General features: G+C 62.2%; 23 protein-coding genes and 1 pseudogene. 8 read left to right on the top strand and 16 right to left on the bottom strand.

Going from position 1 to position 24,607, the window contains the following annotated elements; all coding sequences use genetic code 11:
* Window position 1: 1 nt before the first annotated feature.
* The 3 genes from FHT82_RS02570 to FHT82_RS02560 are packed head-to-tail and all read left to right on the top strand — an operon-like array spanning window position 2 to window position 2,096.
* Window positions 2–643, top strand: a complete 642-nt coding sequence (locus FHT82_RS02570; protein WP_183726029.1) for an amino acid ABC transporter permease — start codon at window positions 2–4, stop codon at window positions 641–643.
* The gene (locus tag FHT82_RS02565) at window positions 640–1,308 is read left to right on the top strand and encodes an amino acid ABC transporter permease (protein ID WP_183726027.1); all 669 of its coding nucleotides are present in this window, start codon (window positions 640–642) and stop codon (window positions 1,306–1,308) included. Before FHT82_RS02570 ends, FHT82_RS02565 begins: the two co-directional genes overlap by 4 nt.
* Entirely contained in the window at window positions 1,305–2,096 is a 792-nt protein-coding gene (locus FHT82_RS02560) for an amino acid ABC transporter ATP-binding protein (RefSeq protein ID WP_183726025.1), read from the top strand. The genes FHT82_RS02565 and FHT82_RS02560 overlap by 4 nt, the downstream gene beginning before the upstream one ends.
* Before the next feature lie 223 nt (window positions 2,097–2,319).
* On the opposite strand, the gene FHT82_RS02555 is transcribed toward FHT82_RS02560, so the two are convergent.
* The 5 genes from FHT82_RS02555 to FHT82_RS02535 all read right to left on the bottom strand — a co-directional run bounded on the left by FHT82_RS02555 (window position 2,320) and on the right by FHT82_RS02535 (window position 7,683).
* The gene (locus FHT82_RS02555) at window positions 2,320–3,234 is read right to left on the bottom strand and encodes an SMP-30/gluconolactonase/LRE family protein (RefSeq protein ID WP_183726023.1); all 915 of its coding nucleotides are present in this window, start codon (window positions 3,232–3,234) and stop codon (window positions 2,320–2,322) included.
* 14 nt (window positions 3,235–3,248) lie between these two features.
* Window positions 3,249–4,199 (bottom strand): ABC transporter permease, encoded by a 951-nt coding sequence (locus FHT82_RS02550; protein ID WP_183726021.1) that lies wholly within the window; start codon window positions 4,197–4,199, stop codon window positions 3,249–3,251.
* Window positions 4,196–5,146, bottom strand: coding sequence for an ABC transporter permease (locus FHT82_RS02545; RefSeq protein ID WP_183726019.1), 951 nt, complete (start codon window positions 5,144–5,146; stop codon window positions 4,196–4,198). The genes FHT82_RS02550 and FHT82_RS02545 overlap by 4 nt, the downstream gene beginning before the upstream one ends.
* Complete coding sequence (locus FHT82_RS02540) at window positions 5,143–6,594, bottom strand: sugar ABC transporter ATP-binding protein (protein ID WP_183726017.1); 1,452 nt, start codon at window positions 6,592–6,594, stop codon at window positions 5,143–5,145. The genes FHT82_RS02545 and FHT82_RS02540 overlap by 4 nt, the downstream gene beginning before the upstream one ends.
* 72 nt (window positions 6,595–6,666) lie before the next feature.
* The gene (locus FHT82_RS02535) at window positions 6,667–7,683 is read right to left on the bottom strand and encodes an ABC transporter substrate-binding protein (protein ID WP_183726015.1); all 1,017 of its coding nucleotides are present in this window, start codon (window positions 7,681–7,683) and stop codon (window positions 6,667–6,669) included.
* A 279-nt stretch (window positions 7,684–7,962) separates the two neighbouring features.
* Between FHT82_RS02535 and FHT82_RS02530 the strand changes: the two genes are divergently transcribed.
* The 3 genes and pseudogenes from FHT82_RS02530 to FHT82_RS30230 form a co-directional block, all read left to right on the top strand.
* Window positions 7,963–9,201, top strand: a complete 1,239-nt coding sequence (locus tag FHT82_RS02530; protein ID WP_183726013.1) for a sensor histidine kinase — start codon at window positions 7,963–7,965, stop codon at window positions 9,199–9,201.
* A 13-nt stretch (window positions 9,202–9,214) separates the two neighbouring features.
* Window positions 9,215–9,937, top strand: coding sequence for a response regulator transcription factor (locus FHT82_RS02525; RefSeq protein WP_183727232.1), 723 nt, complete (start codon window positions 9,215–9,217; stop codon window positions 9,935–9,937).
* 277 nt (window positions 9,938–10,214) lie between these two features.
* A pseudogene (locus tag FHT82_RS30230) lies at window positions 10,215–10,277 on the top strand (transcriptional regulator); the annotation flags it as partial.
* A gap of 140 nt (window positions 10,278–10,417) precedes the next feature.
* Here FHT82_RS30230 and solA read toward each other — a convergent pair.
* The 6 genes from solA to FHT82_RS02490 all read right to left on the bottom strand — a co-directional run bounded on the left by solA (window position 10,418) and on the right by FHT82_RS02490 (window position 16,238).
* Window positions 10,418–11,548 (bottom strand): N-methyl-L-tryptophan oxidase, encoded by a 1,131-nt coding sequence (gene solA / locus FHT82_RS02515; RefSeq protein WP_183726009.1) that lies wholly within the window; start codon window positions 11,546–11,548, stop codon window positions 10,418–10,420.
* Between the two features lie 9 nt (window positions 11,549–11,557).
* Complete coding sequence (gene hutH / locus FHT82_RS02510; RefSeq protein WP_183726007.1) at window positions 11,558–13,051, bottom strand: histidine ammonia-lyase; 1,494 nt, start codon at window positions 13,049–13,051, stop codon at window positions 11,558–11,560.
* Window positions 13,048–13,824: an ATP-binding cassette domain-containing protein gene (locus FHT82_RS02505; protein WP_183726005.1), complete on the bottom strand. Its 777-nt coding sequence runs from the start codon at window positions 13,822–13,824 to the stop codon at window positions 13,048–13,050. The genes hutH (FHT82_RS02510) and FHT82_RS02505 overlap by 4 nt, the downstream gene beginning before the upstream one ends.
* A 27-nt stretch (window positions 13,825–13,851) precedes the next feature.
* Window positions 13,852–14,556: an ABC transporter permease subunit gene (locus FHT82_RS02500; protein WP_183726003.1), complete on the bottom strand. Its 705-nt coding sequence runs from the start codon at window positions 14,554–14,556 to the stop codon at window positions 13,852–13,854.
* A gap of 10 nt (window positions 14,557–14,566) precedes the next feature.
* On the bottom strand, window positions 14,567–15,292 hold the full coding sequence (locus FHT82_RS02495; RefSeq protein ID WP_183726002.1) for an ABC transporter permease subunit: 726 nt from the start codon (window positions 15,290–15,292) through the stop codon (window positions 14,567–14,569).
* Between the two features lie 103 nt (window positions 15,293–15,395).
* Entirely contained in the window at window positions 15,396–16,238 is an 843-nt protein-coding gene (locus FHT82_RS02490) for a transporter substrate-binding domain-containing protein (RefSeq protein WP_183726000.1), read from the bottom strand.
* A gap of 191 nt (window positions 16,239–16,429) precedes the next feature.
* Here FHT82_RS02490 and hutC point away from each other — a divergent pair, with 191 nt between their 5' ends.
* A complete protein-coding gene (gene hutC / locus FHT82_RS02485; protein ID WP_183725998.1) occupies window positions 16,430–17,185 on the top strand; it encodes a histidine utilization repressor in 756 nt (251 codons plus the stop codon).
* A 57-nt stretch (window positions 17,186–17,242) separates the two neighbouring features.
* Here the strand turns inward: hutC and FHT82_RS02480 are convergent, their stop codons facing one another.
* Genes FHT82_RS02480 through hutI form a run of 5 tightly spaced genes read right to left on the bottom strand, consistent with a single transcriptional unit; the run spans window position 17,243 to window position 23,120 of the window.
* The gene (locus tag FHT82_RS02480) at window positions 17,243–17,818 is read right to left on the bottom strand and encodes a HutD family protein (RefSeq protein ID WP_183725996.1); all 576 of its coding nucleotides are present in this window, start codon (window positions 17,816–17,818) and stop codon (window positions 17,243–17,245) included.
* Between the two features lie 3 nt (window positions 17,819–17,821).
* Complete coding sequence (gene hutU, locus FHT82_RS02475) at window positions 17,822–19,510, bottom strand: urocanate hydratase (RefSeq protein ID WP_183725994.1); 1,689 nt, start codon at window positions 19,508–19,510, stop codon at window positions 17,822–17,824.
* A gap of 16 nt (window positions 19,511–19,526) precedes the next feature.
* On the bottom strand, window positions 19,527–20,327 hold the full coding sequence (hutG, locus tag FHT82_RS02470; protein WP_183725992.1) for an N-formylglutamate deformylase: 801 nt from the start codon (window positions 20,325–20,327) through the stop codon (window positions 19,527–19,529).
* Window position 20,328: 1 nt separating this feature from the next.
* The gene (hutH, locus tag FHT82_RS02465; RefSeq protein WP_183725990.1) at window positions 20,329–21,864 is read right to left on the bottom strand and encodes a histidine ammonia-lyase; all 1,536 of its coding nucleotides are present in this window, start codon (window positions 21,862–21,864) and stop codon (window positions 20,329–20,331) included.
* On the bottom strand, window positions 21,861–23,120 hold the full coding sequence (gene hutI / locus FHT82_RS02460) for an imidazolonepropionase (protein ID WP_183725988.1): 1,260 nt from the start codon (window positions 23,118–23,120) through the stop codon (window positions 21,861–21,863). Before hutI ends, hutH (FHT82_RS02465) begins: the two co-directional genes overlap by 4 nt.
* A 124-nt stretch (window positions 23,121–23,244) precedes the next feature.
* Between hutI and FHT82_RS02455 the strand changes: the two genes are divergently transcribed.
* Window positions 23,245–24,591 carry a formimidoylglutamate deiminase gene (locus FHT82_RS02455; RefSeq protein ID WP_183725986.1) on the top strand — a complete coding sequence of 449 codons (1,347 nt, stop codon included), beginning with the start codon at window positions 23,245–23,247 and terminating at the stop codon, window positions 24,589–24,591.
* Window positions 24,592–24,607: the final 16 nt, after the last annotated feature.

Here is a 24,607-nt window from a genome sequence, read left to right as displayed (position 1 = left end):
AATGTCCGTTAAACTCTTCGAGTTGCTTTTGCAGGCATCGATCTACACGGTGACCATCAGTGTTGTGTCGATCCTTATCGGCTTTGCGATTGCGATCCTTCTTTCGGGAATGCTGCTGTCGAGGCGAGGGCTTTTCGTGCGACCTGCCCAGATTTTCATCAGCTTCTTCCGCGGCGTGCCGCTGCTGGTGCAACTGCTGCTGATCTACAATCTTCTTCCGGTCATCGGCATCAATGTGCCAAGCATCGTGGCCGCGATCATCGGCCTGTCGCTCTGCACCGCAGCCTACCAGGCTGAGAACCTGCGCGGCGGCTTTGCCAGCGTGCCTTCAGGCCTGGTGGAGTCGGCGGAAATGGTTGGTTTGACGCCGCGCCAGATCTTCCGACGCGTCAAGGTTCCGATTGCACTGCGCCTCACGTTTCCAGCTCTCGTCAACGAGGCGATCCTCATTCTCAAGGCGTCGTCGTTGGTTTCAGTCGTTGGCATCGTCGAACTGACGCGCATGGCGCAGGACCTTGCCGGCAGCACCTTCCTGCCGCTGCAGCTTTTCGCATCCGCCGGTCTCATCTATCTGGTGATCAATTGGTTGGTGGCCCTTGCCGGCGGCCTGATCGAAAATAGACTCCCGGGGGCGCCGCGGTGACCTTCGACATCAATGTCCTCATCGGGCAGTGGCCCGCCATCGTCAGCGGTGCCGGCGTGACGATCATGATCTGGATCCTCGGCACCATCGCTGCGGCCGTCGTCGGCTTCCTGATGGCAGTCGCCAGGCAATATGGCGGCATGCTGATCGACAAGGCGCTGGGCGCCGTCGTAACGGTACTGCGCGGCACGCCGTTTCTCATCCAGATATTTCTGGTCTATTACGGCGGCCCCTTTGTCGGCCTCGATCTCGATCCCTTGCCGGCTGGATTGATCGGCCTTTCGATCTATGGGGCGGCCTATTTCAGCGAGATCTTCCGCTCCGGCTTCCAGGCTGTTCCGAGGGGACATATCGAGGCCGGCGAATGTGTCGGTCTGACTCAGGGGCAGATCGTCAGGCGCATTCTATTGCCGGAAATGACGATGCTGGTGCTGCCGCCATCCGTGAATATGGTGGTCATCCTGATGAAAGAGACGGCGGTTTTGTCCATTATCACCGTGCCGGAGCTGACGGCGACGCTGAGCGCAATCGGCTCGCAGCAATATGCCTTCGTCGAAGCACTCTCCGCATTGGCGCTTTTCTATTGGGTGCTCGTCGAAGTCACTGGCTGGCTCGGCAACCTTGCTGAAACGAAACTATCCAGATTCAGGTTTTTCAACGCATGAGCGTCCCCGCAATAGCAGTCAGGAATCTCGTCAAGACTTTTGGAGAGACCACGGTCCTGCACGATGTCGATCTCGCCATCGAGCCCGGGCAGGTTTCTTGCCTCATCGGCCCATCCGGCTCCGGCAAGAGTACGCTTTTACGCTGCATGGCTTTTCTTGAAGAGGCAACACGCGGGACGATCTCCATCAACGGCGAGGTGCTTGGCTTTACCGAGGATTCTCAAGGGCGGCGCGAGCGCATTTCGGCTGCCGCCAACCGTGCGATCCGCGCCCAAATCGGCATGGTGTTCCAGCAGTTCAATCTCTGGCCGCATATGACGGCGCTTGGCAATGTCAGCGAGGCACTGAAAACGGTTCACAAGATGAGCCGCAAGGATGCAGAGGAGCGGGCAATGGCCCAGCTCGTCAAGGTTGGCCTCGAGGGCCGGGCAGGGCACTATCCCTCGCAGTTATCAGGCGGGCAGCAGCAGCGCGTGGCGATCGCCCGTGCCCTGGCACTGAAGCCCAAGATCATGCTGTTTGACGAGCCGACCTCGTCGCTTGACCCGGAGTTGACTGGCGAAGTCTTGAACGTCATGCGCGATCTGGCCGCCGAGGGCATGACCATGGTCGTCGTCTCGCACGAGATAGGTTTTGCCGCGACCGTCGGCCAGCAGATCATCTTTCTCGACCACGGCAAGGTGCTCTTCAGCGGATCGCCCCAGGAGGTCTTTAAGAAACCGAGAAATCCTCGTCTTGAACAATTCCTCGATACCTATCTCGACCGTGGTGCCTCGATGTTGCTGTAATATCTATGTCCTTCCAGATCGTCTGGCAGGCTAAGTTGAACACCTAAAATCTTCCCCAACCCTGATCTGCATTCTCACCGGGGAATGCACGAAGGCAAACGGCTTATGGGTTCCGCGAGCTATTCAAGGGTCTGTTCCTCTTGATTTGTTTTGACGATCGAAAAATGTCCGAAGTGGCGGCAGATGGGAGGTCGCCAACCCGTTCAAGAGCGAACATCTGACCTTACGGCAGCTGAGAGCCGGTCACGGCGACGTAGAGCGAATAGAGCGAGCGCGTTGCCGCGATGAACAGCCGATTGCGTTTGGGTCCGCCGAAGGTGAGGTTCGCAACGGTCTGCGGTACACGGATCTTGCCGATCAGTGTGCCCGTCGGGTCGAAGCAATGCACGCCATCGCCGGCGCTCGACCAGAGGTTCCCGTTCACGTCTGTACGGATGCCGTCGGGAATGCCTGCGTCGATGAGACAGAAGACGCGGCCGTTTGCGAGTCGTCTGCCGTCCTCCACGTCGAACGCCCGGATGTGGCGTGGCAGGCTTTCATCATGGCTTGCTGCCGAATCCGCAACGTAGAGGATCGTTTCGTCCGGCGAGAAGGCAAGGCCGTTCGGCTGGATGAAATCCGTGGCGACGGCCGCAAGTTCCCCAGTCGTGGGATCGAGCCGGTAGACGTTGCGGCTCGCCTGCTCCGGCTCGGCCTGGTAGCCTTCGTAATCCGACATGATGCCGTAGGTGGGATCGGTGAACCAGATCGTGCCGTCCGATTTCACCACCACGTCGTTCGGCGAATTGAGCGGCGTACCCTCGAAACGGTCGGCGAGCACGGTGATTGATCCATCGATCTCGGTGCGCGTGACGCGGCGTCCGCCATGCTCGCAGGAGATGAGCCGGCCCTGCCGGTCGCGCGTGTGGCCGTTTGTGAAGTTGGAGGGTTGCCGGTAGACGGAGACGCCGCCTTCGGGCGTCCATCGCAGCATCCGCTGGTTTGGAATGTCGCTCCACAGCAGCTGGTTGGCATCGTTGAACCAGACGGGACCCTCCGCCCAGCGGCAACCGGAATAGAGTTCGTCAAGGCCGGCGCTCGTCACGATCAACTGCCGGAAGCGCGGATCATAGATTTCATAGGTGCTGGCCTCGGCCATGGCGGTCTTCCCAATTATCGCATGCCGGCCCGACGGCCGCCGGCGAGCATGATGACGCTGATGATGATGAGACCGGTCATGATGAGGCGGATGCCCGCGCCGACCCCGTAGGTGTTAAGCATGGAAACAACAAGGAACATGAAGAGCGATGCGCCCCAGATGCCCGGCACGTTGGAATCGCCGCCGGCGACCGCCGTGCCGCCGATCACGACGACGGCGATCGACATCAAGAGATATTCCGAGCCCATGTTGAGCGCCGCCCCGCCGGAGAAGCAGGCGAGCAGATAGCCTGCGACCGATGCGAGCACGGCGCAGAAGAGATAGGTGACGAAGCGCGTGCCATCAACCGGTATCCCGGCCATGCGCGCGGCCGGCATGCTCTGGCCGATCGCCGAAATCCAGCGCCCATAAATCGTCTTCTCCAGCAGGAACCAGGCGAAGAGCGAGACCAGGAGAGCAACGATCGCGACGTTGGGTACGCCGAGCGTGTTCGACGTGGTGAATTCCGCCAGCACGCTCGGAGGTTTGATGCGCAAGCCCCGGTTCGTCCAGATCGCCGCCGATTGTACGATGAAGCTCACGGAAAGCGTGGCGATGATCGGCGGAATGCGCAGCGCCTTGATGAGCGCGTAGTTGCAGAGGCCGACGACGAGGCCTATGACGATGGCGACGAGAAGCCCGGGCAGTATCATGCCGTTTTCAACGTTCATCAGCTTCAGCGCCACGGTGCCGGCAAGCGTCATGGTGGCGGGAACCGAGAGGTCGATATTGCCGGGGCCGAGCGTGATGACGAACATCTGGCCGATGCCGACGATGACCGAGAAGGCCGCGAAGGTGAGGGCTGCCTGCGACAGGCCTAGCGTGCTGGCGCCGAGCGTCACCATGATCGTCAGGAACCACACGACGAAGGCGGCAAGCCATGACCAGATCCAGGGTTTGCCGAAAAGGCTGAGGAGAGGGGTCATCGGCGACGTTTCTCCCGTTTCTCCAGGCGGTTCAGCATCAGGCGAAGCGCGAGGACGATGATCAGGATCGCGCCCTGGGCTCCGATCTGCCAGTCGGGCGATATGCGCAGGAAGGACAGGAAGGAGCCGGCGAGCGTCAGCGTGAGCGCGCCGATGACGGCGCCGACAGGGGAGACACGGCCGCCGATGAATTCGCCGCCGCCGAGGATCACGCCGGCGATCGACAGCAGCGTGTAGCGCAGCGCGATATTCGCATCCGCTGACGTCGTCAGACCGACGAGGGCGATACCCGCAAGCACCGCGAAGAGGCCGGCCAGCCCATAGGCGGCGGCGCGGGCGGCGACGATCGACCAGCCGGCGCGCTCGACCGAGCGCTGGTTGCCGCCTATGCCGCGGATCAGTACGCCGAGTGAGGAGCGCATGACGAGAAGGTGGGCGACGGCGGCGATGATGATGCTGGCGACGATCGCCATCGGCGCCAGCGGCGGCTTGACGGTCATCAGCCAGCGCACCCAATCCGGCGCCTGCCCGCCCGGCGCTGGCAGCAGCAGCACGGCAAGGCCGCCCCAGACGAAGCTCATGCCGAGAGTGACGACGATGGACGGCAGGTCGCGCAGGTAGATGATGACGCCGAGGCCCGCATAGGCTGCGATTGCGCCTGCAAGGATCAGGACGCCGATTACAGGATCATCGCGCAGAAAGGTCGCGCTCACGCAGGCGACGAAGCTGACGAAGGTGCCCATCGACAGATCGAGATCGTTGACCGCCATGACAAGCATCTGGGCGATCGTCGCTAGCGCGATCGGCACAGCCAGATTGAACAGCAGGTTGAGCCCGACATAGCTCATGGCACGCGGCTGCAGCCAGAAAACGGCGGCGAGCAGCAGGGTCAGCGATAAGGCGGGAATGGTGAGACGCATGGCGTCGGACGAGAGCCGGAACGTCATGCGGCGACCCCTTCGAAGGAGGCCGCGATGATATTCGTCTCGTTGACGGCATCGCCGGCGAGTTCGGCCTTGATGCGGCCTTCGCGAAAGACATAGACGCGGTCGCAGAGACGGATCTCGTCCATTTCGGTCGAATACCAGATGAAGGTACGGCCGCGCGCGGCTTCCTCACGGATGATGGCGTAGACTTCCTGCTTCGTCCCGACGTCGACGCCGCGCATCGGATCGTCCATCAGGACAACGGGCGCGCGTGTCGCAAGGGCGCGGGCAAAGAGCACCTTCTGCTGGTTGCCGCCGGAAAGCGACAATATGCGGTTTGCCATATCGGGCGTGCGGATCTCGATCCGCCGCTTCCAGTCGGCGCCCTTGGCTTCCTCCTCGTTTGCGAGAATGAGGCCGCGCCGCGACAGGTCACCAAGCGAGGCGATGGAAAAGTTGCGCAGGATGCTCCACAGTTCGAAGACGCCGTTGAGGCGGCGGTCGCCGGCGACGAAGGTGACGAGCGGGTCGCGCTCAGGCAGCCAGTGACCGGATTGGGCGGCATGGAGAGCCAGCAACAGCTCGGTCTGCCCGTGGCCCGCCAGCCCCGCCAGTCCGATGATCTCGCCCTGGCGCGCCGCAAAGGCAAGGCCCGCCGCCTGGTGGGACAGAATGAGCGGCGCGGTGGATTGTTCGCGCGCCGAGCGCTGGCCGGTCTCTTCCTTCGCGACGGTACCCATGGCTTCCACGAGGCCGTGGTGATCGAAGCCGTTCGCCGGACGTTCGGCGACGACGCGGCCGTCCTTCATGACGACGATGCGGTCGGAGGTTTCGAGGATCTCGTGCAAAATATGCGAGATGAAGATAACGGAGCCGCCGGCGGCGACGAAACGGCGGACATGACCGAGCATCTGACGGGCAAGACTTGCATCGAGCGACGAGGTCGGTTCATCGAGGATCACCAGCCGCGGCGCAATGCCGGCGTCGGAAAAAGCCATGGCGATCTCGACCATCTGCCGCTCGGCGATCGAAAGATCTCCAACGACCCGGCCGCTGGCGATGCCATGGCCGGGAAAGACCATATCGAGGCTCTTCTCGATAATTTTCGCGGCGCGCTTGCGCCAGCCGAAGCCGCCGAGATCGCGGTGCATGATGCGCGTATTCTCGACGATGGAGAGATTGGGGCAGAGCGAAAGTTCCTGGAAGACACAGCGCACGCCGCGAGCGCGCGCCGCGTTGATGCCGTAACGCTCCAGCCGCTCGCCGTCGCTCGCAATGCTTCCCTCGTGGGGCGTGAGACCGCCGTTGATCACGCTGACGATCGTGGATTTGCCGGCGCCATTATGGCCGACAAGCCCCACGCATTCGCCCGGCATGACGCGGAGCGTCACGCCGTCGAGCGCCCTGACCGCACCGAAGCTCACCTTGGCGCCATCGACGGCGATCACCGCCTGCAAAACCTCATTCATGCTGCCTGCCACATCTGCTTTGCAAAGAATGCCGCGCAGCCATTTGCGGCCGCGCGCCAGTCACCGGGAAATTTACTTTGCCGACTCGATGACCTTGACTGCGTCCGCCTGCGTGTATTCCACGTTGGCGACGCCGCCGGCCTGGGTATTGGCGAGGTTTGTTTCGAGATTGTCCTGGTCGATGCGCAGGAAGGGCACGACGAGGTCCTTCTTGACCTGCTTGCCGTCGAGGATCTGCTGGGCGACCCAGAAGGCGAGCGTAGAGACACCGGGCGCAATGGACACGGACATGGTCTCATACCCCTTCGCGTCCTTCTGCTCCTTCCACCATTTCAGTTCGTCTTCGCGGTTGCCCATAATGATGACCGGCATCTTCCGATTGGTCGCGGCGATCGCCTGCGCGGCGCCGTAACCGTCGCCGCCCTGCGTCACGACGCCGACAATGTCGGGCAGGCTCGGCAGAATGCCGGCAACAGCCTTCTGCGCCACGTCCTGCGCCCAGTCGCCGTGAACGGAGCCGACAATCTTGAACTGCGGGAACTGCTTGACGCCCTCGTGGATGCCGGCCGAGATCTCATCATCGACGAAGACACCGGCAAGACCGCGGATCTCGAGCAGGTTGCCGCCCTGGGGGAGCTTTTTCGAGAGGTACTCCACCTCGCTGCGGCCCATTTCCTTGAAGTTGACCGCGATGCGCCAGGCGCAGGGTTCGGTCACGATGCCATCGAAGGAGACGACGGTGATACCTGCGTCGCAGGCTTCCTTGACCGCGCCGTTCAATGCCGTCGGCGAAGCGGCATTCAGCACGATCGCGTCATAGCCCTGCAGGATCATGTTCTGGATCTGTGCGGCCTGTTCCGTCGCCTGGTTCTCAGCGGTAGTGAACGGGTCGGCTGCCGCGACGACGCCTGATTTCACGGCTTCGCCCGTCACCTTGCCCCAGCTCGTCAGCATGGCCTGGCGCCACGAATTGCCGGCATAGTTGTTGGAAAGGGCGATTTTCTTGGCCGAAGTATCGGCAAAAGCGGAAACGGGCAGCGCGCCGCAAGCAATAGCGGCCGATGCCAGAAGCATCTTACGGATTGTCATGTCTTCCTCCCTCATGATCGCCGGTTGGCGGATCGCTTCACTCCTGCCTGTCCCACTTGGGGTCGAGTGAAAATTGTTCTTGCACTGAGCTTCCTCCTCTCAGTAAGGGCAGGATGCGGGAGATCTCGGGGCCTGTACAGGGGCAAGGCGGCAAGTCGTTTGCGGGTTTTGCGCAACAAGCTGCGGGTTTACGCAAGACGGCGGCGCTTCCGCGGCGCTTACTGGGAAAGGATCGCGGCGGGTTGAGGAGCCCGCTGCCGTCACGGGGAGGAATTGACGATGCTGCATCTCGCACCCGCAGCCATGTTCGACCACTATCTCGGCATTTCCCGGCTGCTGGCGGGCCAGCTCGATTTCCGCTCGGCCATCCGCTCCGTCGCCGCCGAAGTCGCCCATATTATCCCCCACGACCATCTCGATGTTTGCGTGCTGCTCGAAGGCGGCAACTACCACACGGCTTACGAGACAGGCATCGAGACTGCCTGGGGGGAACTTGCAGGTGCGCCTGTCGTCAACAGCCCCATCCGCTCGCTGCTTTGGGGCGAAGTGGATTTTCTGCTGACGGACGACGCCATGACGGACCCGCGTTTCCACTTCGAGGGCGCGTTCAAACGGCCGATCGTCGAACAGTCGCTGAGGAGCCGCTTGCATGTGCCGATGAAGGTGCAGGGCACGATCATCGCCGCACTCTCCTGTTCCTCGCAAAAGGCCGGCATTTACACGATGGAGGATATCGAACGCGCCCGTATCATTGCCGACCTGTTGACACCCTATTTCTTCGCGCTCCGGGCGGCCGAGCACGCGCAACGCTCGGCCATCGTGGAGGCAGAGGCCCGCGCCCGCGAGGAGGGGTTGCGGCAAGGCGCGCTGAAGCTGACCGAAGCGCTGGAGCAGGAACGCCAGCGGATCGGCATGGACCTCCACGATCAGACGCTGGCCGACCTGACGCGGCTCGCCCGCCGGATCGACCGGCTGTCGCGCAACGGCGAGGTCGCGCCCGAGGCGCTGGAGCCGGTCTCCCGTTCCTTGCAGCATTGCATGCAGGATCTGCGACAGATCATCGAGCAGGCAAAACCCTCCGTGCTCCAGCTCTTCGGCCTCGCCCAGGCGATCGAACATCATCTCGACCGATCGACCCGCGATGCCGGATCGGCCATCGAATGGGGTCTCGTCGACGAGACGCATGGCGCACTGGAGCAACTGGAGCCGACCGTCAGCGTCGCGCTGTTCCGTATCGCCCAGGAAGCGATCAACAATGCGGTGCGCCATGCCGCCCCGCTCACCGTCATGGTGCGGCTCGAGGCGGACGACGAGCGTCTGTCGATCGAAATCTCCGACGACGGCACCGGGCTCGCTAAGGCGCGGGGACGGATCGGCGGCGGCATCGACAATATGAAGACCCGTGCGCGGCTGATCTCGGCGCGCTTCACGACCGGACCCGGCCACAACAATCGCGGAACTGCGGTGCGGGTCGTGCTGCCGCTTGGCCCGCACGACCCGGCAAGCAGGCCAAACTGAGGAGAACGGCGTGATGAAGGTTCTGATCGTCGAGGACGACCCACTGCACCGGTCCTATCTGCACGAGGCTGTCAACGCGGCCTTGCCGGAATGCGACACGGTGATCGAGGCGGAGAACGGCACTGTCGGCGAGAAACTCGCCCGCGACCACAAGTCGGCGCATATCGTCATGGACCTGCAGATGGCCAACCGCAACGGCATCGAGGCGGCGCGCACGATCTGGAAGGAGCGGCCGGAGACCCGCATCCTGTTCTGGTCGAATTATTCGGACGAAGCCTATGTGCGCGGTGTCTCGCGCATCGTCCCGGATGGCGCCGCCTATGGCTACGTCCTGAAATCCGCCTCAGACGAACGGCTAAGGCTTGCATTGCGCTCGATCTTCATCGAGAGCCAGTGCGTCATCGATCGCGAGGTGCGCGGTCTGCAGCAGAAGAGCCTCGGCCAGACGAACGGCTTCACCGATTCCGAATACGAGATCCTTGTCGATATCGCGCTGGGCCTCACGGACCGGGCCATCGCTAAACGTCGGAACCTCTCGCTACGCAGCGTACAGAACCGCCTACAGCAACTCTACGACAAGCTCGACGTCTACCAGAGCGCCGGCGACGACCACGAGGACGGCCGTTTCAATCTCCGCGCCCGCGCCGTGACCGTCGCTTTCCTGCGCAAACTCCTGAACTACAGCGCTCTGGAGCGGGCTGAGGCAGAACTGCAGGAGTGGCTTGATGGAAAGTAGTTTCCGTGGCGTTGTCACGTTTGTCGGTGACAATCAAAGATAACGCGACAACGCAGTAGCCTCTTCATCGACAAAGCTATCCCCTGCGCGTAAGCGCCATTGCGACGATGATGTGGCTGCTAAACGACGCCCCGCGGGACTATTCGAGATCCCGCGCAGGCAAGGCGCGTTCCGCCGGACTCACTTCGCCGGATGCGGCACAAGCAGGATTTTGGATATGAACGATGCGGGCACCCATTTGCTCGGCCTCAACCAGAGCGTTACGGAACATGACTGAGACGACATCTTCTCGCTGGTGTCGCTTGTCTCGGCCGGCCTTGGCATCGGTTTCGTTCCGGAATAGACGCAGGATCTGTCGAACCGCGGTTTTCGAGTTGGGATTGCCTGACCTGCGCAGCATGTCCACAAGTTCTTCCCCCAGGCGGCACTCTGAGCCGCCGATGCCCTGCGGGCGCCACTCGCGAGCTGCCGCCCGCGGTTCTACATCTTGGCAAAGGAAAAGGCGTTGATGGGCAGGTCGGTCTGCCCATCAACGGCAAGATCCGCCAGGATTTCGCCGACGACGCTGGTAAACTTGAAGCCGTGGCCGGAGCAGGGGGAGGCGACGACAATGTTCTTCTCGCCCGGCACATGGTCGAGAAGGAAATCCTCGCTCGGCAGCATGGTATAGCGGCAGGTCGTCTCTTTCATACGGAGACCGGCTGCACCCGGAACGCGCTTCTTGATAAAACTGTCGAGCAAGGCCCTATCGGCATCGTTGACGGGCGGGTTCGGCTGGTTGGGATCGATCGGCTCGCGGAAATGTGCGTGTTTGCCGATCTTCACACCATCGATGCCGATGGCCGGAAAGCCGAAATAGGAGCCTTCGGCACCTTCATCCCGCAGGAAGCAGGGCATGCGCTGCGGCTGAGTGACAAAGCCATCCTGCGGCTGATACCAGGCGACGACTTGGCGGATCGGCACCGCTGCCTGCTTCAGTTGGGGCACGAGTTCGGCAATCCAGGATCCGGTCGCCACCACGATCTTTCCCGCGTGATAGCGTCCGGTCTCGGACGTAATCGTCACCCCGGCATCATCGGGTTCGATCGCTGTCACCTTCTCGCCGAAATGCAGGACCGCGCCATCCTCGACAGCCAGTCTCAGATAACCCATCACAGCCGCTTCCGGGCGAAGATAGCCGCCCTGCGGGTCAAGCAGACCAATCTCATGGTCATCGAGCTGGAAGGCCGGAAAACGGCGCGCCATCTCCGCCTTGTCGAACACTTCGTGGGCAAGTCCGTGCAGGTCACAGGAGGAGCGCGTGCCGGAGACGACCTTGCCGTCGGGCGCGCCGATCTGCAGCACGCCTGTTATCGTCAGGATATCGGTGCGCAGGCGCGCTTCCAGCGACCGCCAGTTCTGATAGGCGCGCTTGAGCAGCGGAACATAGGACGGGTCCTCGAAATAGCCGAGCCGGATCAGGCGGCTGTCACCATGCGAGGAACTCAGAACATGGGCGGGAAAATAGGCATCGAAGCCGATCGCCTTGACACCGCGGGCTGCCAGAAAGGCGAGCGCGGCACTTCCCATGGCACCGAGGCCGATAACGGCGACGTCGAAGCTGGCGGTCATGAAGTCTCCTCAGGGAATTGCTGGTGCTGCGGCCTCACGGACCAGTCCGCGCAGGGCCTCGATGTCGCGCGATAGCGGCCGATCGTCGGCATAGGCAGGCACGATCGTGCGAACGGCCTTGTAGATGGCATCCGTACCCGTCGCCCTCGACGCGGTGCCGGCAAGGAATTCGTGGGCCTGCGCAGCCGCCATCAATTCGATCGCCAGGATATATTCGGCATTGTCGATCAGCGCGAGAAGCTTGTTGGCGGCGGCTGTCGGATGCGCCAGGAAATCCTCCTGCAGGCCGGATGTGATTCCGCCATCGGTAGAAGCCGGTGCGGCAAGCCGCCGGTTCTCATTGACGAGAGCGGCGGCCGTATATTGCGCGATCATGAGGCCGGAATTGCTGCCGGCATCGCTTGCCAGGAAGGGCGGCAGACCGCTCACCAGCGGATTGACGAGGCGGTCCGTGCGCCGTTCGCTCATGGCGGAGATCTGCGCAAGCGCCATCGCCAGACTATCGGCGGCCTGCGCGAGAGCGGGTGCCACGGCGTGGGCTTCCGAGGAGACGATCGGCTGTTCCGGCGTGCCCGACACGGCGGGATTGTCGGTGACTGAGGCAAGCTCCTGATCGACGACAAAGGCCACGGTATCGAAGACATCGCGGGCGGCACCATGGGCATGCGGGATGGAACGTAGGCTGAGCGCATCCTGTGTTCGTCGACCGAGGGCAGTTGCCACCAGACCGCTGCCGGCAAGTCGGGCGCGCAGCGCAGCGCCGACATGGGCGATGCCCTTGGAGGGGCGTAGCGCCAGAACGGCTTCGTCGAAGGCCGCCATCTGGCAGCCGGCAGCTTCAAGAGTGAGCGCGGCGATCGCATCGGCCCAGTCGAGCAACCTCTCGGCGCGGGCGAGCGCAACGCTTGTAAGTCCGGTCGCACAGGCGGTGCCGTTGACGAGGCTCAGACCCTCCTTGGCACCGAGCACCAGCGGTTCGAGACCGATAGCGGCAAGCGCATCCCGGCCGCTCATGCGGCTGCCATTAACGCTGGCGCTGCCTTCGCCGATCAGCACCAGCGCATTGTGCGCATTGTGGGTGAGATAACCGGCAGACCCCTTCGAGGGAATGTCTGGAATGCAGCCTTTTGCAAGGAAGGCGGCGAGATAGCGGACGATTTCAGGGCGCACGCCGGAATGCCCATGGGCAAAATTGGCGATCTGCGCGGCGATGATCGCGCGCACTTCGCGCGGCGCCAGGAGTTCGCCGACGCCAACGGCATGGCTGAGGATGATGTTGCGCGACAGCCTGCTTTGCGAGGCTCTGTCGACCACGGTATCTGACAGCGCGCCGACGCCGGTATTGATGCCATAGGCGCGCACGCCGGTCTCAACGATCCGCTCGACGATGCGGCTTGCATTGATAACGCGATCCCAGGCCGCTTGCGACAGGGCAAGCGTTTCCCCCTCGGCTACGCGTGCGATATCGCGCCAGCCGGCAACTTTATCGATGGTGATGGTCATTGGCCGCTTCCGAAATGGCCGATGAACTGACGGAAAGCCGGCGATGCGCCGCCGCCGAACATTTCGTTCGGCGTGCCGCTGCTTTCGACCAGCCCTTCGCGCATGAAGACGACGCGGTTCGACACATTGCGGGCAAAGCTCATTTCGTGAGTGACGACGAGCATCGTCATGCCCTCTTCGGCAAGTGCCCGCATGACGCGCAGCACTTCGCCGACCAGTTCCGGATCGAGCGCCGAAGTCGGCTCGTCGAAGAGCATGACCTTCGGCTTCATGGCGAGCGCACGGGCGATCGCCGCCCGCTGCTGTTGCCCGCCGGAGAGATGCGCGGGATAGGCATGGCGCTTGTCGGCAATGCCGACTTTTTCGAGAAGCGCTTCGGCTTCGGCGATGCATTCGGCCCGCGGCCGCTTCAAGACATGCACCGGTCCTTCGATGACATTCTGCAGGATCGTCATATGGGACCAGAGATTGAAGGACTGGAAGACCATGCCGAGTTCGGAGCGGATGTGGTCGACCTGCTTCTGGCTTGCCGGCTTCGTCTTGCCGTTCTTGTGGATCATCTCGATATGTTCGCCATCGACCCAGATCTCGCCATCGGAAGCGATCTCCAGCAGATTGATGCAGCGCAGGAAGGTGGATTTGCCGGAGCCCGACGCGCCGAGCAGCGAAATCACGTCGCCATCCTCGGCATCGAGCGAAATGCCACGCAGCACCTCGTGGGTGCCGAAGCTCTTGCGGATATTGCGGACCGAAAGTCGGGTTACGCCGGGCATGGAAGCTCCAATCACGTTCAGTCAGGGTCAAGCCTTCAAAGCCTGCGGAACGGCGCGGCGATGTCGGGACAGCCAGTATTCCAGCAGAGCCATGGCCTGCAGGATGATGAAGTTTAAAACGAGGTAGATGATGGCGGCACAGAGGAAGACTTCCATCGTGCGGTAGGTCTGGGAGATCAGCCGCTGCGCGACACCCGTCACTTCCCAGACCGTCACAAGGCTCGCAAGCGCGGTCGATTTCATCATCAGCACGATCTCGGTCGAATAGGCCGGCAGCGCATGACGGAAGGCGATCGGTGCGAGGATGCGGCGCACCATCAGGAAGCCCGACATGCCGATGGCGCGGGCCGCCTCGATTTCCTTCGGCGAGACCGCGCGAATGCCACCGCGGAAGATTTCGGCCGAGTAGCCGGCGGTGCAGAGAGCGAGCGAGAGAACCGCACAGACAATCGGCTCCCGCAGGAAGGGCCAGAGAAAGGAACTGCGGATAGCACTGAACTGAGCGAGACCATAAAAGACCAGAAACATCTGGATCAAGAGCGGTGAGCCGCGGAAGATGAAGATGTAGCCTTTGGCGAAGCCGGAGAGGATCGGATTGCCACTGACGCGCATCGAGACGACGACAAGCGCCAGAAGGCCGCCGAAGAAGATCGACAGGAAGAACAGGATAAGTGTCGTCGGCACGGCTTTGAGCAGCGTGACCATGGTGCTTGAAAGGAAGGCGATATCCATCTGGTCCCTCCTATGCCTGGCCCATGGCCGCAGTCGGCATGCTGCGATTGGCCTTGCGCTCGGCGCCGTTAAAAACTCGGTCCGATAGGCTGGTGAGGATCAGGTAGAGGGCGCCGCCAACGATATAGAAAAGGAAATATTGGCGAGTCGAGCCTGCTGCGACATAGCTCGAGCGCATCAGTTCGGTGAGGCCGGTGACCGTAACTAGTGCCGAATCCTTCAAGCTCAGTTGCCAGACATTGCCAAGGCCGGGAATGGCAAGGCGCAGAACCTGCGGAATGACGATACGGCGGAACCTGAGGCCGCGATGCATGCCGATCGCCGAGGCGGCCTCAAGCTCGCCCTTGGAAATGGCGAGATATGCGCCGCGATAGACTTCCGCTTGGTAGGCGCCGGAGATGATACCGACGGCGAGTGCACCGGTGGCGAAAGGCGGTAGCCCGAGAAAACCATCATAACCCAGGGAATGGCCGATCGCGGTCACGGCCGTCGAGCCGCCGAAATAGATCAAGTAGATAATCAACAGTTCCGGCACGCCGCGAAAGACCGTCGTATAGACGTGGCCGATCATGATGAGCACGAAATTGCCTGACAGTTTCGCCGCCGCGATGATCGCGCCGAGCACGGCGCCGATCGCCAGCGCCGCCGCGGTTACGCAGAGCGTCAGCAAAGCACCGAGGAGGAGGAACGCCCCCCATCCGGTTGAACCGAAACCAATGAGTTCGAGTGTCGCCATGGGCCTTCCCAGCGCTGTCTTCGTCGTGATGACGGGCGGTCAGAATAGCACGTGGTCTCCGATTACAAAGCGGAGACCACGGAACGCGGATTCCCTCGAACGCTTAGTTCTGCGGGCTGACGTCGACCTTGAACCACTTGATCGAGAGGTTCTTGACCGTACCGTCGGCAAGGGCCGACTTGATCGCCTCGTTGAACTTGTCGCGCAGGTCGGTATCGGCCTTGCGGATGCCGAGCCCTTCGCCCTCGCCCCAGATCGAGCCGACGATTTCCGGACCGGTAAAGGCAAGCGCGCCATTGGCGGCTTCAAAGGCGTTGTTGAAGTAGACGGCATCGTCGAAGCCGAGGTCGATACGGCCGTTCTGCAGGTCGAGGTCGCGGTCGGCGCCCGTCTTGTATTCGCGGATCTCGGCGATGCTGCCGAAATTGTCGTAGACGAACTTGGCATAGACGGTTGCTGCCTGAATGCCGATCGTCTTGCCCTTGAAGGCTTCCTTCAAGGCTTCGATTTCCTTCACCCCGGTCTGGCCGGGCGTCATCTTGATCGTCGCGCCGGTGCCGGAAGCGTTGGCAAGCGGGCTATCCTTGGCGGTGGCGAAGGCGGCCGGCGTCGCAGCGTAGGGAATGGTGAAGTCGATGACCTGCTTGCGCTCTTCGGTGATCGACAGCGCGTCCATGATGACGTCGAATTTGCCGGCGTTTAGCGCCGGGATCATGCCGTCCCAGTCGGATGCGACCAGCGTGCATTCGATCTTGGCGCGTTCGCACAGAACCTTGGCGAGTTCCGGTTCGAAACCGCCGAGCGAGCCGTCGGCATTGGTGAGGTTCCAGGGAGCGTAGGCGCCTTCGAGCGTGATGGTCGCCTTCGTCCAGTCCTTGGCGGAGGCAGGAGTCGCAAAGGCGGCTGCCGTCATCGCGCAGGAAAGAAGAATTGTGCTGAGCTTCATTGATGTGATCTCCTCTGAGATTGGACAGACCTTGCGGTATGAATGCCGATCTTCGCCGGCTTGCCCGTCCTGATCCATTGTTTCATTCTTGGATCGGCAGGTTGTATAGGGTACCATATGAGATATTTTGTGATATGCAAGTGGAAAGTCGATTTAAAAGGCAGATTCCATTCGTGCAAAGGGAATAGGCAATGAAGCGTGCTGGCGAGATGAAGCGCGAATTGGCGGAAAATGACGGCGGCCCGCTTTATGCCGGCGTCAAGCAGGTCATTCTCGATCGGATCCGCAGCGGCGAATGGCCGCCGCGACACCGCGTGCCCTCGGAAAACGAGCTGGTGGTGGAGCTCGGCGTCAGCAAGATGACTGCCAACCGGGCGCTCCGGGAACTGGCGAACGAGGGCGAACTCCTCCGCATCCAGGGCGTCGGTTCCTTCGTCGCGGAACGCAAGGGCTATTCGGCGCTCTTCGAGGTGCGCAATATCGCCGACGAGATCGCCGAGCGCGGCCATGTTCACGAGGCTGATGTTATCGTTCTGGCTGAGGAGACGGCCTCTCCGGAGGTTGCCGATGCGCTGGAGCTTGAGATCGGCGCGCCGGTTTTCCACTCGCTGATCGTCCACAACGAGAATGGCGTGCCTGTGCAGATCGAAGACCGTTTCGTCAATCCGGGGGCGGCGCCCGACTATCTGGCGCAGGACTTTTCGACGCTGACGCCCAATGCCTATCTGACGGCGGCGGCGCCGCTCAGCGCATCGGAGCATATCGTCGAGGCGGTGGTGCCGCGCACCTGGGAATGCAAGCTGCTGACAATCCTGCAGAATGAGCCGTGCCTTGCTATCCGCCGACGCACCTGGTCGGCCCGTCAGGTGGTTTCGACCGCTCGTCTCGTCTATCCCGGACACCGCTACAGGTTGGAAACGCGCAGCGGCAAGATGTTTGAGGAATAGGCTAGTTGTATATGGAACTATCCTCAAAAAACGATTTCCCTAACCGATTTCATGATTTTACGCCTTCTCGATCGAGATGGCGTAGCAGAGCGCCTGGCCCGAAAGATCGAGCCTGCCTCCATCACTCTCTTCAAGCAGTATTGCATCGCCAGCGTCGAGTTCGATGCTCTGCGCACCTGTTCGCGCCGCCAGAGCTCCTTTGGCGCAAAAGAGCAGGAAAATCCCCTTCGCAGACGCCAGGCTCTTCTCGCCATCGATGAAATGCCGCGCGACTGCGTGCCTCACGGCACCCCGCCGGGTCATCACGTTCAGGTCGGTGATTGTGCCATCCGGCAGCGTTGCCGAGACCGCGATATCGGCGGCAAAGGCGAGGGGGTCACTCTCCCGCGTCAGGAGCACCGGCTCACGCCCCTCGATGAATAGCCGCATACCTTTGCCTTCCAGGATCGACAGCGTGCGGTCGATCCCGGGAAAGACGGAGAAAGGCCCGTCGGAAGCAACGGTTGCGGTGCTGACCCGCCAGTCGAACTCGGCAAGCCCCGCACCATCAGGCGAAATGGCGATCTCCACCGTTTCGCCGCCGCCGTTCTTCCACGGCATGCGCTTGTGATCGGCGGCGCGCAGGACCTTCATGGCTCAGTTCCCGAGGATGCCGGGCAGGCGAAGGCCCTTGTCCTTGGCGCAATCGATGGCGATGTCATAGCCGGCATCGGCATGGCGCATGACACCGGTCGCCGGATCGTTCCAGAGAACATTTCCGAGGCGGCGGGCCGCATCATCGGTGCCGTCGGCGCAAATGACCATGCCGGAATGCTGCGAGAAGCCCATGCCGACACCGCCACCATGATGCAGCGACACCCAGGTGGCGCCCGAGGCAGTGTTCAGAAGAGCATTCAAGAGCGGCCAGTCGGAGACGGCATCCGAGCCATCCTTCATCGCTTCCGTCTCGCGGTTCGGCGAGGCGACGGAACCGGAATCGAGGTGGTCGCGGCCGATGACGACAGGCGCTTTCAGCTCGCCGTTCCTGACCATCTCGTTGAAGGCAAGACCCAGGCGGTGGCGGTCACCGAGACCGACCCAGCAGATGCGTGCCGGCAGGCCCTGGAAGGCAATGCGCTCGCGCGCCATGTCGAGCCAATTGTGCAGGTGCTTGTTGTCGGGCAGCAGTTCCTTCACCTTGGCGTCGGTCCTGTAGATATCTTCGGGATCGCCGGACAGGGCGGCCCAGCGGAACGGCCCGATGCCGCGGCAAAAGAGCGGGCGGATATAGGCCGGCACGAAGCCGGGGAAGGCGAAGGCGTTTTCAAGGCCCTCGTCCTTGGCGACCTGGCGGATATTATTGCCATAGTCGAGCGTCGGCACACCGGCATCCCAGAAGGCGACCATGGCCTCGACATGCGCCTTCATCGAGGCGCGGGCGGCGGCCTCGACGGCCTTCGGATCGGTTTCGCGCTTAGCCTTGGCTTCGGCAACGGTCCAGCCGACCGGCAAATAGCCGTTGCGCGGGTCATGCGCCGAGGTCTGGTCGGTAACGATATCCGGGCGCGGGCCGCCGGCCTTCATGCGACGCACCAGCTCCGGGAAGATTTCAGCAGCATTGCCGACGAGGCCGACCGATTTTGCTTCACCGGCCTTGGTCCAGCGCTCGATCTTTTCCAGCGCTTCGTCCAGCGTATGGGCTTTTTCATCGACATAGCGGGTGCGCAGACGGAAATCGATGCGCGTCTCGTCGCATTCGACGGCCAGGCAGCAGGCGCCGGCCATGACGGCTGCGAGCGGCTGGGCGCCGCCCATGCCGCCGAGGCCACCGGTCAGGATCCACTTGCCCGTAAGGTTGCCACCATAGTGCTGGCGACCGGCCTCGACGAAGGTTTCGTAAGTGCCCTGCACGATGCCCTGCGTACCGATATAGATCCACGAACCGGCCGTCATCTGGCCGTACATGGCAAGGCCCTTCTTGTCGAGTTCGTTGAAATGGTCCCAGGTCGCCCAGTGCGGTACGAGATTGGAATTGGCAATCAGCACGCGCGGCGCATCCTTGTGGGTGCGGAACACGCCGACCGGCTTGCCGGACTGCACGAGCAGGGTCTCGTCCTCGTTCAGCGTCTTCAGCGTCGCGGCGATGCGGTCGAAATCCTCCCAGGTGCGGGCCGCACGGCCGATGCCGCCATAGACGACGAGCTCATGCGGGTTTTCGGCAACGTCGGGGTCGAGATTGTTCATGAGCATGCGCAGCGGCGCTTCGGTCATCCAGCTCTTGGCGTTCAGCTCATTGCCACGGGGGGCGCGGATCTCGCGGATATTGTGGCGCGGGTTTACGGTCATGATGATGTTCCCTCGTTTAGCGTTTCAGACCGAGCGCGATCTCTTCGATCCGCGTCAGAATGGATTTGAGATGGATGCGCAGATTGTCGGCTTCTTCGCCGTCATAGGCGAAGGGCGGCGCTTCGCTTGCAAGATGCGTGGATTGGGCGAGTTCCATCTGGATGGCGTGGACGCCGGTTTCCGGCCTGCCGTAATGGCGCGTCGTCCAGCCGCCCTTGAAGCGACCGTTCAGGATGCTGTCATAGCCTGCCGCAGTCGACGCAATGGCGATGGTCGCCTGCTCGATCGCCGGATCGCAGGTCCTGCCCATATCCGTGCCGATATTGAAATCCGGCAGCTTGCCCTCGAAGAGGAAAGGGATGTGGGAACGGATGGAGTGGCAATCATAGAGAACGGCAATGCCGTGAATGGATTTGACCCGTTCGATCTCGGCCAGAAGTGCGGCGTGGTAGGGCGCATGGAAATCCCGCAGTCGCTGGGCGATATCGGCCTCGGTCGGTCCGGCGCCATCCTTCCAGATCGCCTTGCCGTCGAAATCGGTCTCCGGGATCAGCCCGGTCGTATTCTGGCCGGGATAGAGGCTCGTGCCCGACGGATCTCTGTTCGCGTCGATCACATAGCGATGGAACGTGGCGCGCACTGTGGTCGGATTGTCGAGCAGGCCGTCATAAAGCTGGTGGATATGCCAGTCGGTATCGGCAAGCAGCCGGCCGTTGTCGTTCAGCCGCTCCCAGATATCGGCGGGAACATCGGTACCCGTATGGGGGAAGCCGAGGATAACGGGCGAGGTGCCTTGCTTGACCTCGAAAACGGACATGTCAGACCTCCAGAGCGGGTAGGATGCCGCTTGAAACGGATGCGTTGAGGCTACCGCTGGCAATGAGCGTGGCAGCCGCCTTCAGGTCGTTCGCCATATAGCGATCCTCCTCCAGCGACGGCACGGCAACACGGATGGCGGAAATCGCCTTCTTGAGCTCGGGGCTGGTTGCAAGTGGTGCGCGAAGCTCTACCCCTTGCGCGGCGCTCAGCGCCTCGATCCCGATGATCGCAAAGAGGTTTTCGGTCATCGGCAAAAGCCGGCGCGCGCCATGGCAGGCCATGGAGACGTGGTCTTCCTGATTGGCCGATGTCGGGGTCGAGTCGACGGAGGCCGGATGCGACATCTGCTTGTTCTCGCTCATCAGCGCGGCAGACGTGACCTCTGCGATCATCAGACCGGAATTCAGGCCCGGCTTCTTCGCAAGAAAGGCCGGCAGGCCGTAGGAGAGGGCGGGATCGACGAGCAGCGCAATACGGCGCTGGGCGATCGCGCCGATCTCGCAGATCGCAAGCGCGATCTGGTCGGCCGCGAAGGCAACGGGCTCGGCGTGGAAATTGCCGCCTGACACGACGGAATTGTCCGACAGGACCAGCGGATTATCGGTCACGGCATTGGCTTCGATCTCCAGCGTGCGGGCAACCGAGCGCAACAGGTCGAGGCAGGCGCCGTCGACCTGCGGCTGGCAGCGGATGCAATAGGGGTCCTGAACGCGCTCGTCACCCTCGATATGGCTCTGGCGGATCGGCGAGCTATCAAGCAGGGCGCGCAGCGCGGCTGCCGTATCGATCTGGCCGCGATGGCCGCGCAGGGTATGGATGTCGGGATGGAACGGCGCCGACGAACCCATGGCCGCATCGGTGGACATGGCGCCGGTAATCAGCGCCGATTGCGCCGCACGGTGGGCGCGGAACAGGCCGGCGAGGGCGAGCGCCGTCGAGGTCTGCGTGCCGTTGATGAGCGCCAGCCCTTCCTTGGCGGCGAGCACGACTGGCTGCAGCCCGGCTTTGACAAGCGCCGTTGCGCCATGCAGCCGTTCACCGCCGAAGAAGGCTTCGCCATGGCCCATCATCACGGCTGTCATATGGGCAAGCGGTGCAAGATCGCCGGAGGCGCCGACCGAACCCTTTTCCGGAATGACCGGGATGACGCCACGCGCCATCATCGCTTCGATCAACCGCACCAGTTCCAGCCGCACGCCGGAGGCGCCGCGACCGAGCGAAACGAGCTTCAGCGCCATGATGAGACGCACGACATTTTCCGGCAGGGGGTCGCCGACGCCGCAGCAATGAGAGAGGATGAGGTTACGCTGGAGTGTCGCCACATCGGCGCTGTCGATCTTGATGGAGGCAAGTTTGCCGAAGCCGGTATTGATGCCGTAGACAGGTGTATTGCCGGCGGCGATCTCTGCGATGCGGTTGGCCGCCTTGACGATACCGGCGTCGAAGGATGGGTCGAGCTTTGCCGGAACGCCCGTCCAGTAGATGGTCGCGAGGTCCCGAAGCGAAACGGAACCTGGATGGAGGGTAATGGTCATCGGTCGATCCTCTGGCCCTTGAAAATATGTGCGTGAAGCGGGTTAAAGCCGATGCGGTAGACCAGCTCGGCGGGGCTTTCGATGTCCCAGATCGCCAGATCAGCCGACTTGCCGGCCTCGATCGTGCCGGTCTCGCTAAGTAGGCCGAGGGCGCGGGCGCCTTCGCGGGTTGCGCCGGCAATGCACTCTTCCACCGTCAGCCTGAACAGCGTCGCCGACATGTTCATGGTGAGCAGCAGCGAGGTGAGCGGCGAGGTGCCGGGATTGCAGTCAGTGGCAACAGCGATATGGACGCCCGCCTGCCGCAGAGCCTCGACAGGCGGCTTCTGCTTTTCGTTGATCGCGTAGAAGGCGCCTGGGAGCAGAACGGCAACCGTACCGGCTGCCGCCATTGCCCGCGCGCCATCCTCATCCAGATATTCCAGATGATCGGCCGAGAGAGCGCCGTAGGAGGCTGCGAGTTTCGCGCCGCCGAGATTGGAGAGCTGCTCGGCATGAAGCTTGACAGGAATCCCAAGCGAACGAGCCTTGTCGAAGACCCGTGCGATATCATCGACCGAGAAAGCGATGCCTTCGCAGAAACCGTCGACGGCATCGACGAGGCCCTCTGCACGTGCCCGCTCCAGGCCCGGCAGGACGACATCGGAAATGTAATCCTGATTCCGTCCCTTGTATTCGACGGGCGTCGCATGGGCGCCGAGATAGGAGGTAACGACCCGCACCGGACGGATGTCCTCAAGTGCGCGGGCGGCGCGCAGCATCTTCAGTTCCGCCTCGATATTGAGCCCGTAGCCGGACTTGATCTCGATGGTGGTCAAACCTTCCGAGATCAGCGTGTCGAGTCGCGGCAGCGCTGCCTCGACGAGCCCTTCGACGGACAATGCGTTGGTCGCCTTCACGGAGGAGACGATGCCGCCGCCGGCACGCGCAATTTCTTCATAGGTCGCGCCTTCGAGCCGCATCTCGAATTCCCGGGCGCGGTTGCCGCCATAGACGATATGCGTGTGGCAATCGACGAGGCCGGGCGTGACCCAGCGACCTTCGAGATCGGTAATCTCGGCCGTCTCGATCAGCCAGGACGGCAACTCGCCTTCCGGCCCGGCAAAAAGGATGCGCCCGCCTTCGTAAACGATGGCGCCTTTTTCGATAATGCCGAGGCCAGGCAGGTCCTCTCGCAGGCTCGCCAGGCGCGCATTGCGCCAAAGCGAGCGGGCGCTGGAATTACGGCCCAATCCGGAAAATTTGTTCCCACTCATCAGCTTTACGCCTTTCTTTATGGTTGAATATGTATATACATAATCGAAAGGGTGACAAGTAGAAATTTATGGCCTTTCGCATAAAGACAAGCGGACGGGTCACTCATGAAACGGGAGAGCGATCATGACAAGACTTCATGCAGCGACGGCTTTGCTGGCCGAGGGCTGGCGCAAGAATGTGCGCCTGACGCTCGCAGACGGCCAGATTGCCGCAATTGAGACGGATGTCGCGCCTGATAGCGGAGACGAGCGCCATGCTCTTCTCCTGCCGGCAATGCCGAACCTCCACAGCCATGCCTTTCAGCGGGCGATGGCGGGGCTTGCCGAAGTCCGCGGTCCGGCCAATGACAGCTTCTGGAGCTGGCGCACAGTCATGTACAAGTTCGCACTGTCGATGACGCCCGACCATGTCGAGGCGGTGGCCGCCAAGCTCTACATGGAAATGCTGGAAGCCGGTTTCTGCCGCGTCGGCGAGTTCCACTATCTGCATCACGACAAGGATGGCAGCCCTTACGCCAATATCGCCGAAATGGCGGAACGCATCGGTGCGGCAAGTGTTGAAACCGGCATTGGATTGACGCTGCTGCCGGTGCTCTACGCCCATTCCGGCTTCGGCGGGGCAGATCCCATCGAGGGACAGCGCCGCTTTATCAATTCCGCCGATGATTTTGCGCGGCTGATGGATGGTTGCCGGCAGGTCACGGGCAGGCTTTCCGGCGCAGAGATTGGTGTTGCGCCGCACAGTCTGCGTGCCGTCACGCCGGACGAACTGTCTGTTGCCATCCGGCTTGCCGGCGATGGTCCGATCCACATTCATGTCGCCGAACAGGTCAAGGAGGTCGAGGATTGCCTTGCCTGGTCCGGCGCAAGGCCTGTCCAATGGCTGCTCGACCATGCGCCGGTCGATCAGCGCTGGTGCCTGATCCACGCAACCCATATGACCGACGACGAAACGCGCCGGATGGCCAAGAGCGGCGCCATTGCCGGCCTCTGCCCGATTACTGAAGCCAATCTCGGCGATGGCACTTTTTCCGCGCCCCTGTTCCTGTCGGAAGGCGGGCGCTTCGGCATTGGCTCGGATTCCAATATTCTGATTTCCGTTGCTGAGGAGCTTCGCCAGCTCGAATATTCCGAGCGCCTGGCGCTGCGTGCGCGCAATGTCATTGCATCGACGGGTGGCTCCACCAGCCAGGCCCTCTTCGAGCAGGCGCTTGCAGGCGGCGGTGCGGCGCTGAAGGCACCATCAGGCCTTGTCGCCGGCAACTATGCCGACATCGTATCGCTCGATAGCAGCGCCGTTTCCTACCTTTCCGAGGATCGGCTGCTCGATCACTGGATCTTTGCCGGTGGTGTGGCGGTCGACAGCGTCTGGGCGCTCGGCCGAAAGCAGGTCGAAAACGGTCGCCATCTGCGACGCGACCTGATCGATCGGCGCTTCATCGCCGCAATGAACGAGCTGTTGGCGGCATGACGATCTTTCCTCGGTG

The sequence above is a fragment of the Rhizobium sp. BK275 genome (assembly GCF_014193555.1).
Taxonomy (GTDB): domain Bacteria; phylum Pseudomonadota; class Alphaproteobacteria; order Rhizobiales; family Rhizobiaceae; genus Rhizobium.
Note: the sequence above shows the minus strand (reverse complement) of the source record. Positions and strands in the feature narration are given on the sequence as shown.

Excerpts from the sequence above, each read along its gene's own strand:
- FHT82_RS02525 (WP_183727232.1), top strand. The coding sequence starts at position 9,215 with ATGAAGGTTCTGATCGTCGAGGACGACCCACTGCACCGGTCCTATCTG.
- FHT82_RS02490 (WP_183726000.1), bottom strand. The coding sequence starts at position 16,238 with ATGAAGCTCAGCACAATTCTTCTTTCCTGCGCGATGACGGCAGCCGCC.
- hutI (WP_183725988.1), bottom strand. The coding sequence starts at position 23,120 with ATGAGTGGGAACAAATTTTCCGGATTGGGCCGTAATTCCAGCGCCCGC.
- solA (WP_183726009.1), bottom strand. The coding sequence starts at position 11,548 with ATGACCGCCAGCTTCGACGTCGCCGTTATCGGCCTCGGTGCCATGGGA.
- FHT82_RS02550 (WP_183726021.1), bottom strand. The coding sequence starts at position 4,199 with ATGACCCCTCTCCTCAGCCTTTTCGGCAAACCCTGGATCTGGTCATGG.
- FHT82_RS02530 (WP_183726013.1), top strand. The coding sequence starts at position 7,963 with ATGCTGCATCTCGCACCCGCAGCCATGTTCGACCACTATCTCGGCATT.
- hutC (WP_183725998.1), top strand. The coding sequence starts at position 16,430 with ATGAAGCGTGCTGGCGAGATGAAGCGCGAATTGGCGGAAAATGACGGC.
- FHT82_RS02545 (WP_183726019.1), bottom strand. The coding sequence starts at position 5,146 with ATGACGTTCCGGCTCTCGTCCGACGCCATGCGTCTCACCATTCCCGCC.
- hutU (WP_183725994.1), bottom strand. The coding sequence starts at position 19,510 with ATGACCGTAAACCCGCGCCACAATATCCGCGAGATCCGCGCCCCCCGT.
- FHT82_RS02570 (WP_183726029.1), top strand. The coding sequence starts at position 2 with ATGTCCGTTAAACTCTTCGAGTTGCTTTTGCAGGCATCGATCTACACG.
- FHT82_RS02555 (WP_183726023.1), bottom strand. The coding sequence starts at position 3,234 with ATGGCCGAGGCCAGCACCTATGAAATCTATGATCCGCGCTTCCGGCAG.
- FHT82_RS02505 (WP_183726005.1), bottom strand. The coding sequence starts at position 13,824 with ATGCCCGGCGTAACCCGACTTTCGGTCCGCAATATCCGCAAGAGCTTC.
- hutH (WP_183726007.1), bottom strand. The coding sequence starts at position 13,051 with ATGACCATCACCATCGATAAAGTTGCCGGCTGGCGCGATATCGCACGC.
- FHT82_RS02560 (WP_183726025.1), top strand. The coding sequence starts at position 1,305 with ATGAGCGTCCCCGCAATAGCAGTCAGGAATCTCGTCAAGACTTTTGGA.
- FHT82_RS02495 (WP_183726002.1), bottom strand. The coding sequence starts at position 15,292 with ATGGCGACACTCGAACTCATTGGTTTCGGTTCAACCGGATGGGGGGCG.
- FHT82_RS02480 (WP_183725996.1), bottom strand. The coding sequence starts at position 17,818 with ATGAAGGTCCTGCGCGCCGCCGATCACAAGCGCATGCCGTGGAAGAAC.
- hutH (WP_183725990.1), bottom strand. The coding sequence starts at position 21,864 with ATGACCATTACCCTCCATCCAGGTTCCGTTTCGCTTCGGGACCTCGCG.
- hutG (WP_183725992.1), bottom strand. The coding sequence starts at position 20,327 with ATGTCCGTTTTCGAGGTCAAGCAAGGCACCTCGCCCGTTATCCTCGGC.
- FHT82_RS02455 (WP_183725986.1), top strand. The coding sequence starts at position 23,245 with ATGACAAGACTTCATGCAGCGACGGCTTTGCTGGCCGAGGGCTGGCGC.
- FHT82_RS02535 (WP_183726015.1), bottom strand. The coding sequence starts at position 7,683 with ATGACAATCCGTAAGATGCTTCTGGCATCGGCCGCTATTGCTTGCGGC.
- FHT82_RS02500 (WP_183726003.1), bottom strand. The coding sequence starts at position 14,556 with ATGGATATCGCCTTCCTTTCAAGCACCATGGTCACGCTGCTCAAAGCC.
- FHT82_RS02540 (WP_183726017.1), bottom strand. The coding sequence starts at position 6,594 with ATGAATGAGGTTTTGCAGGCGGTGATCGCCGTCGATGGCGCCAAGGTG.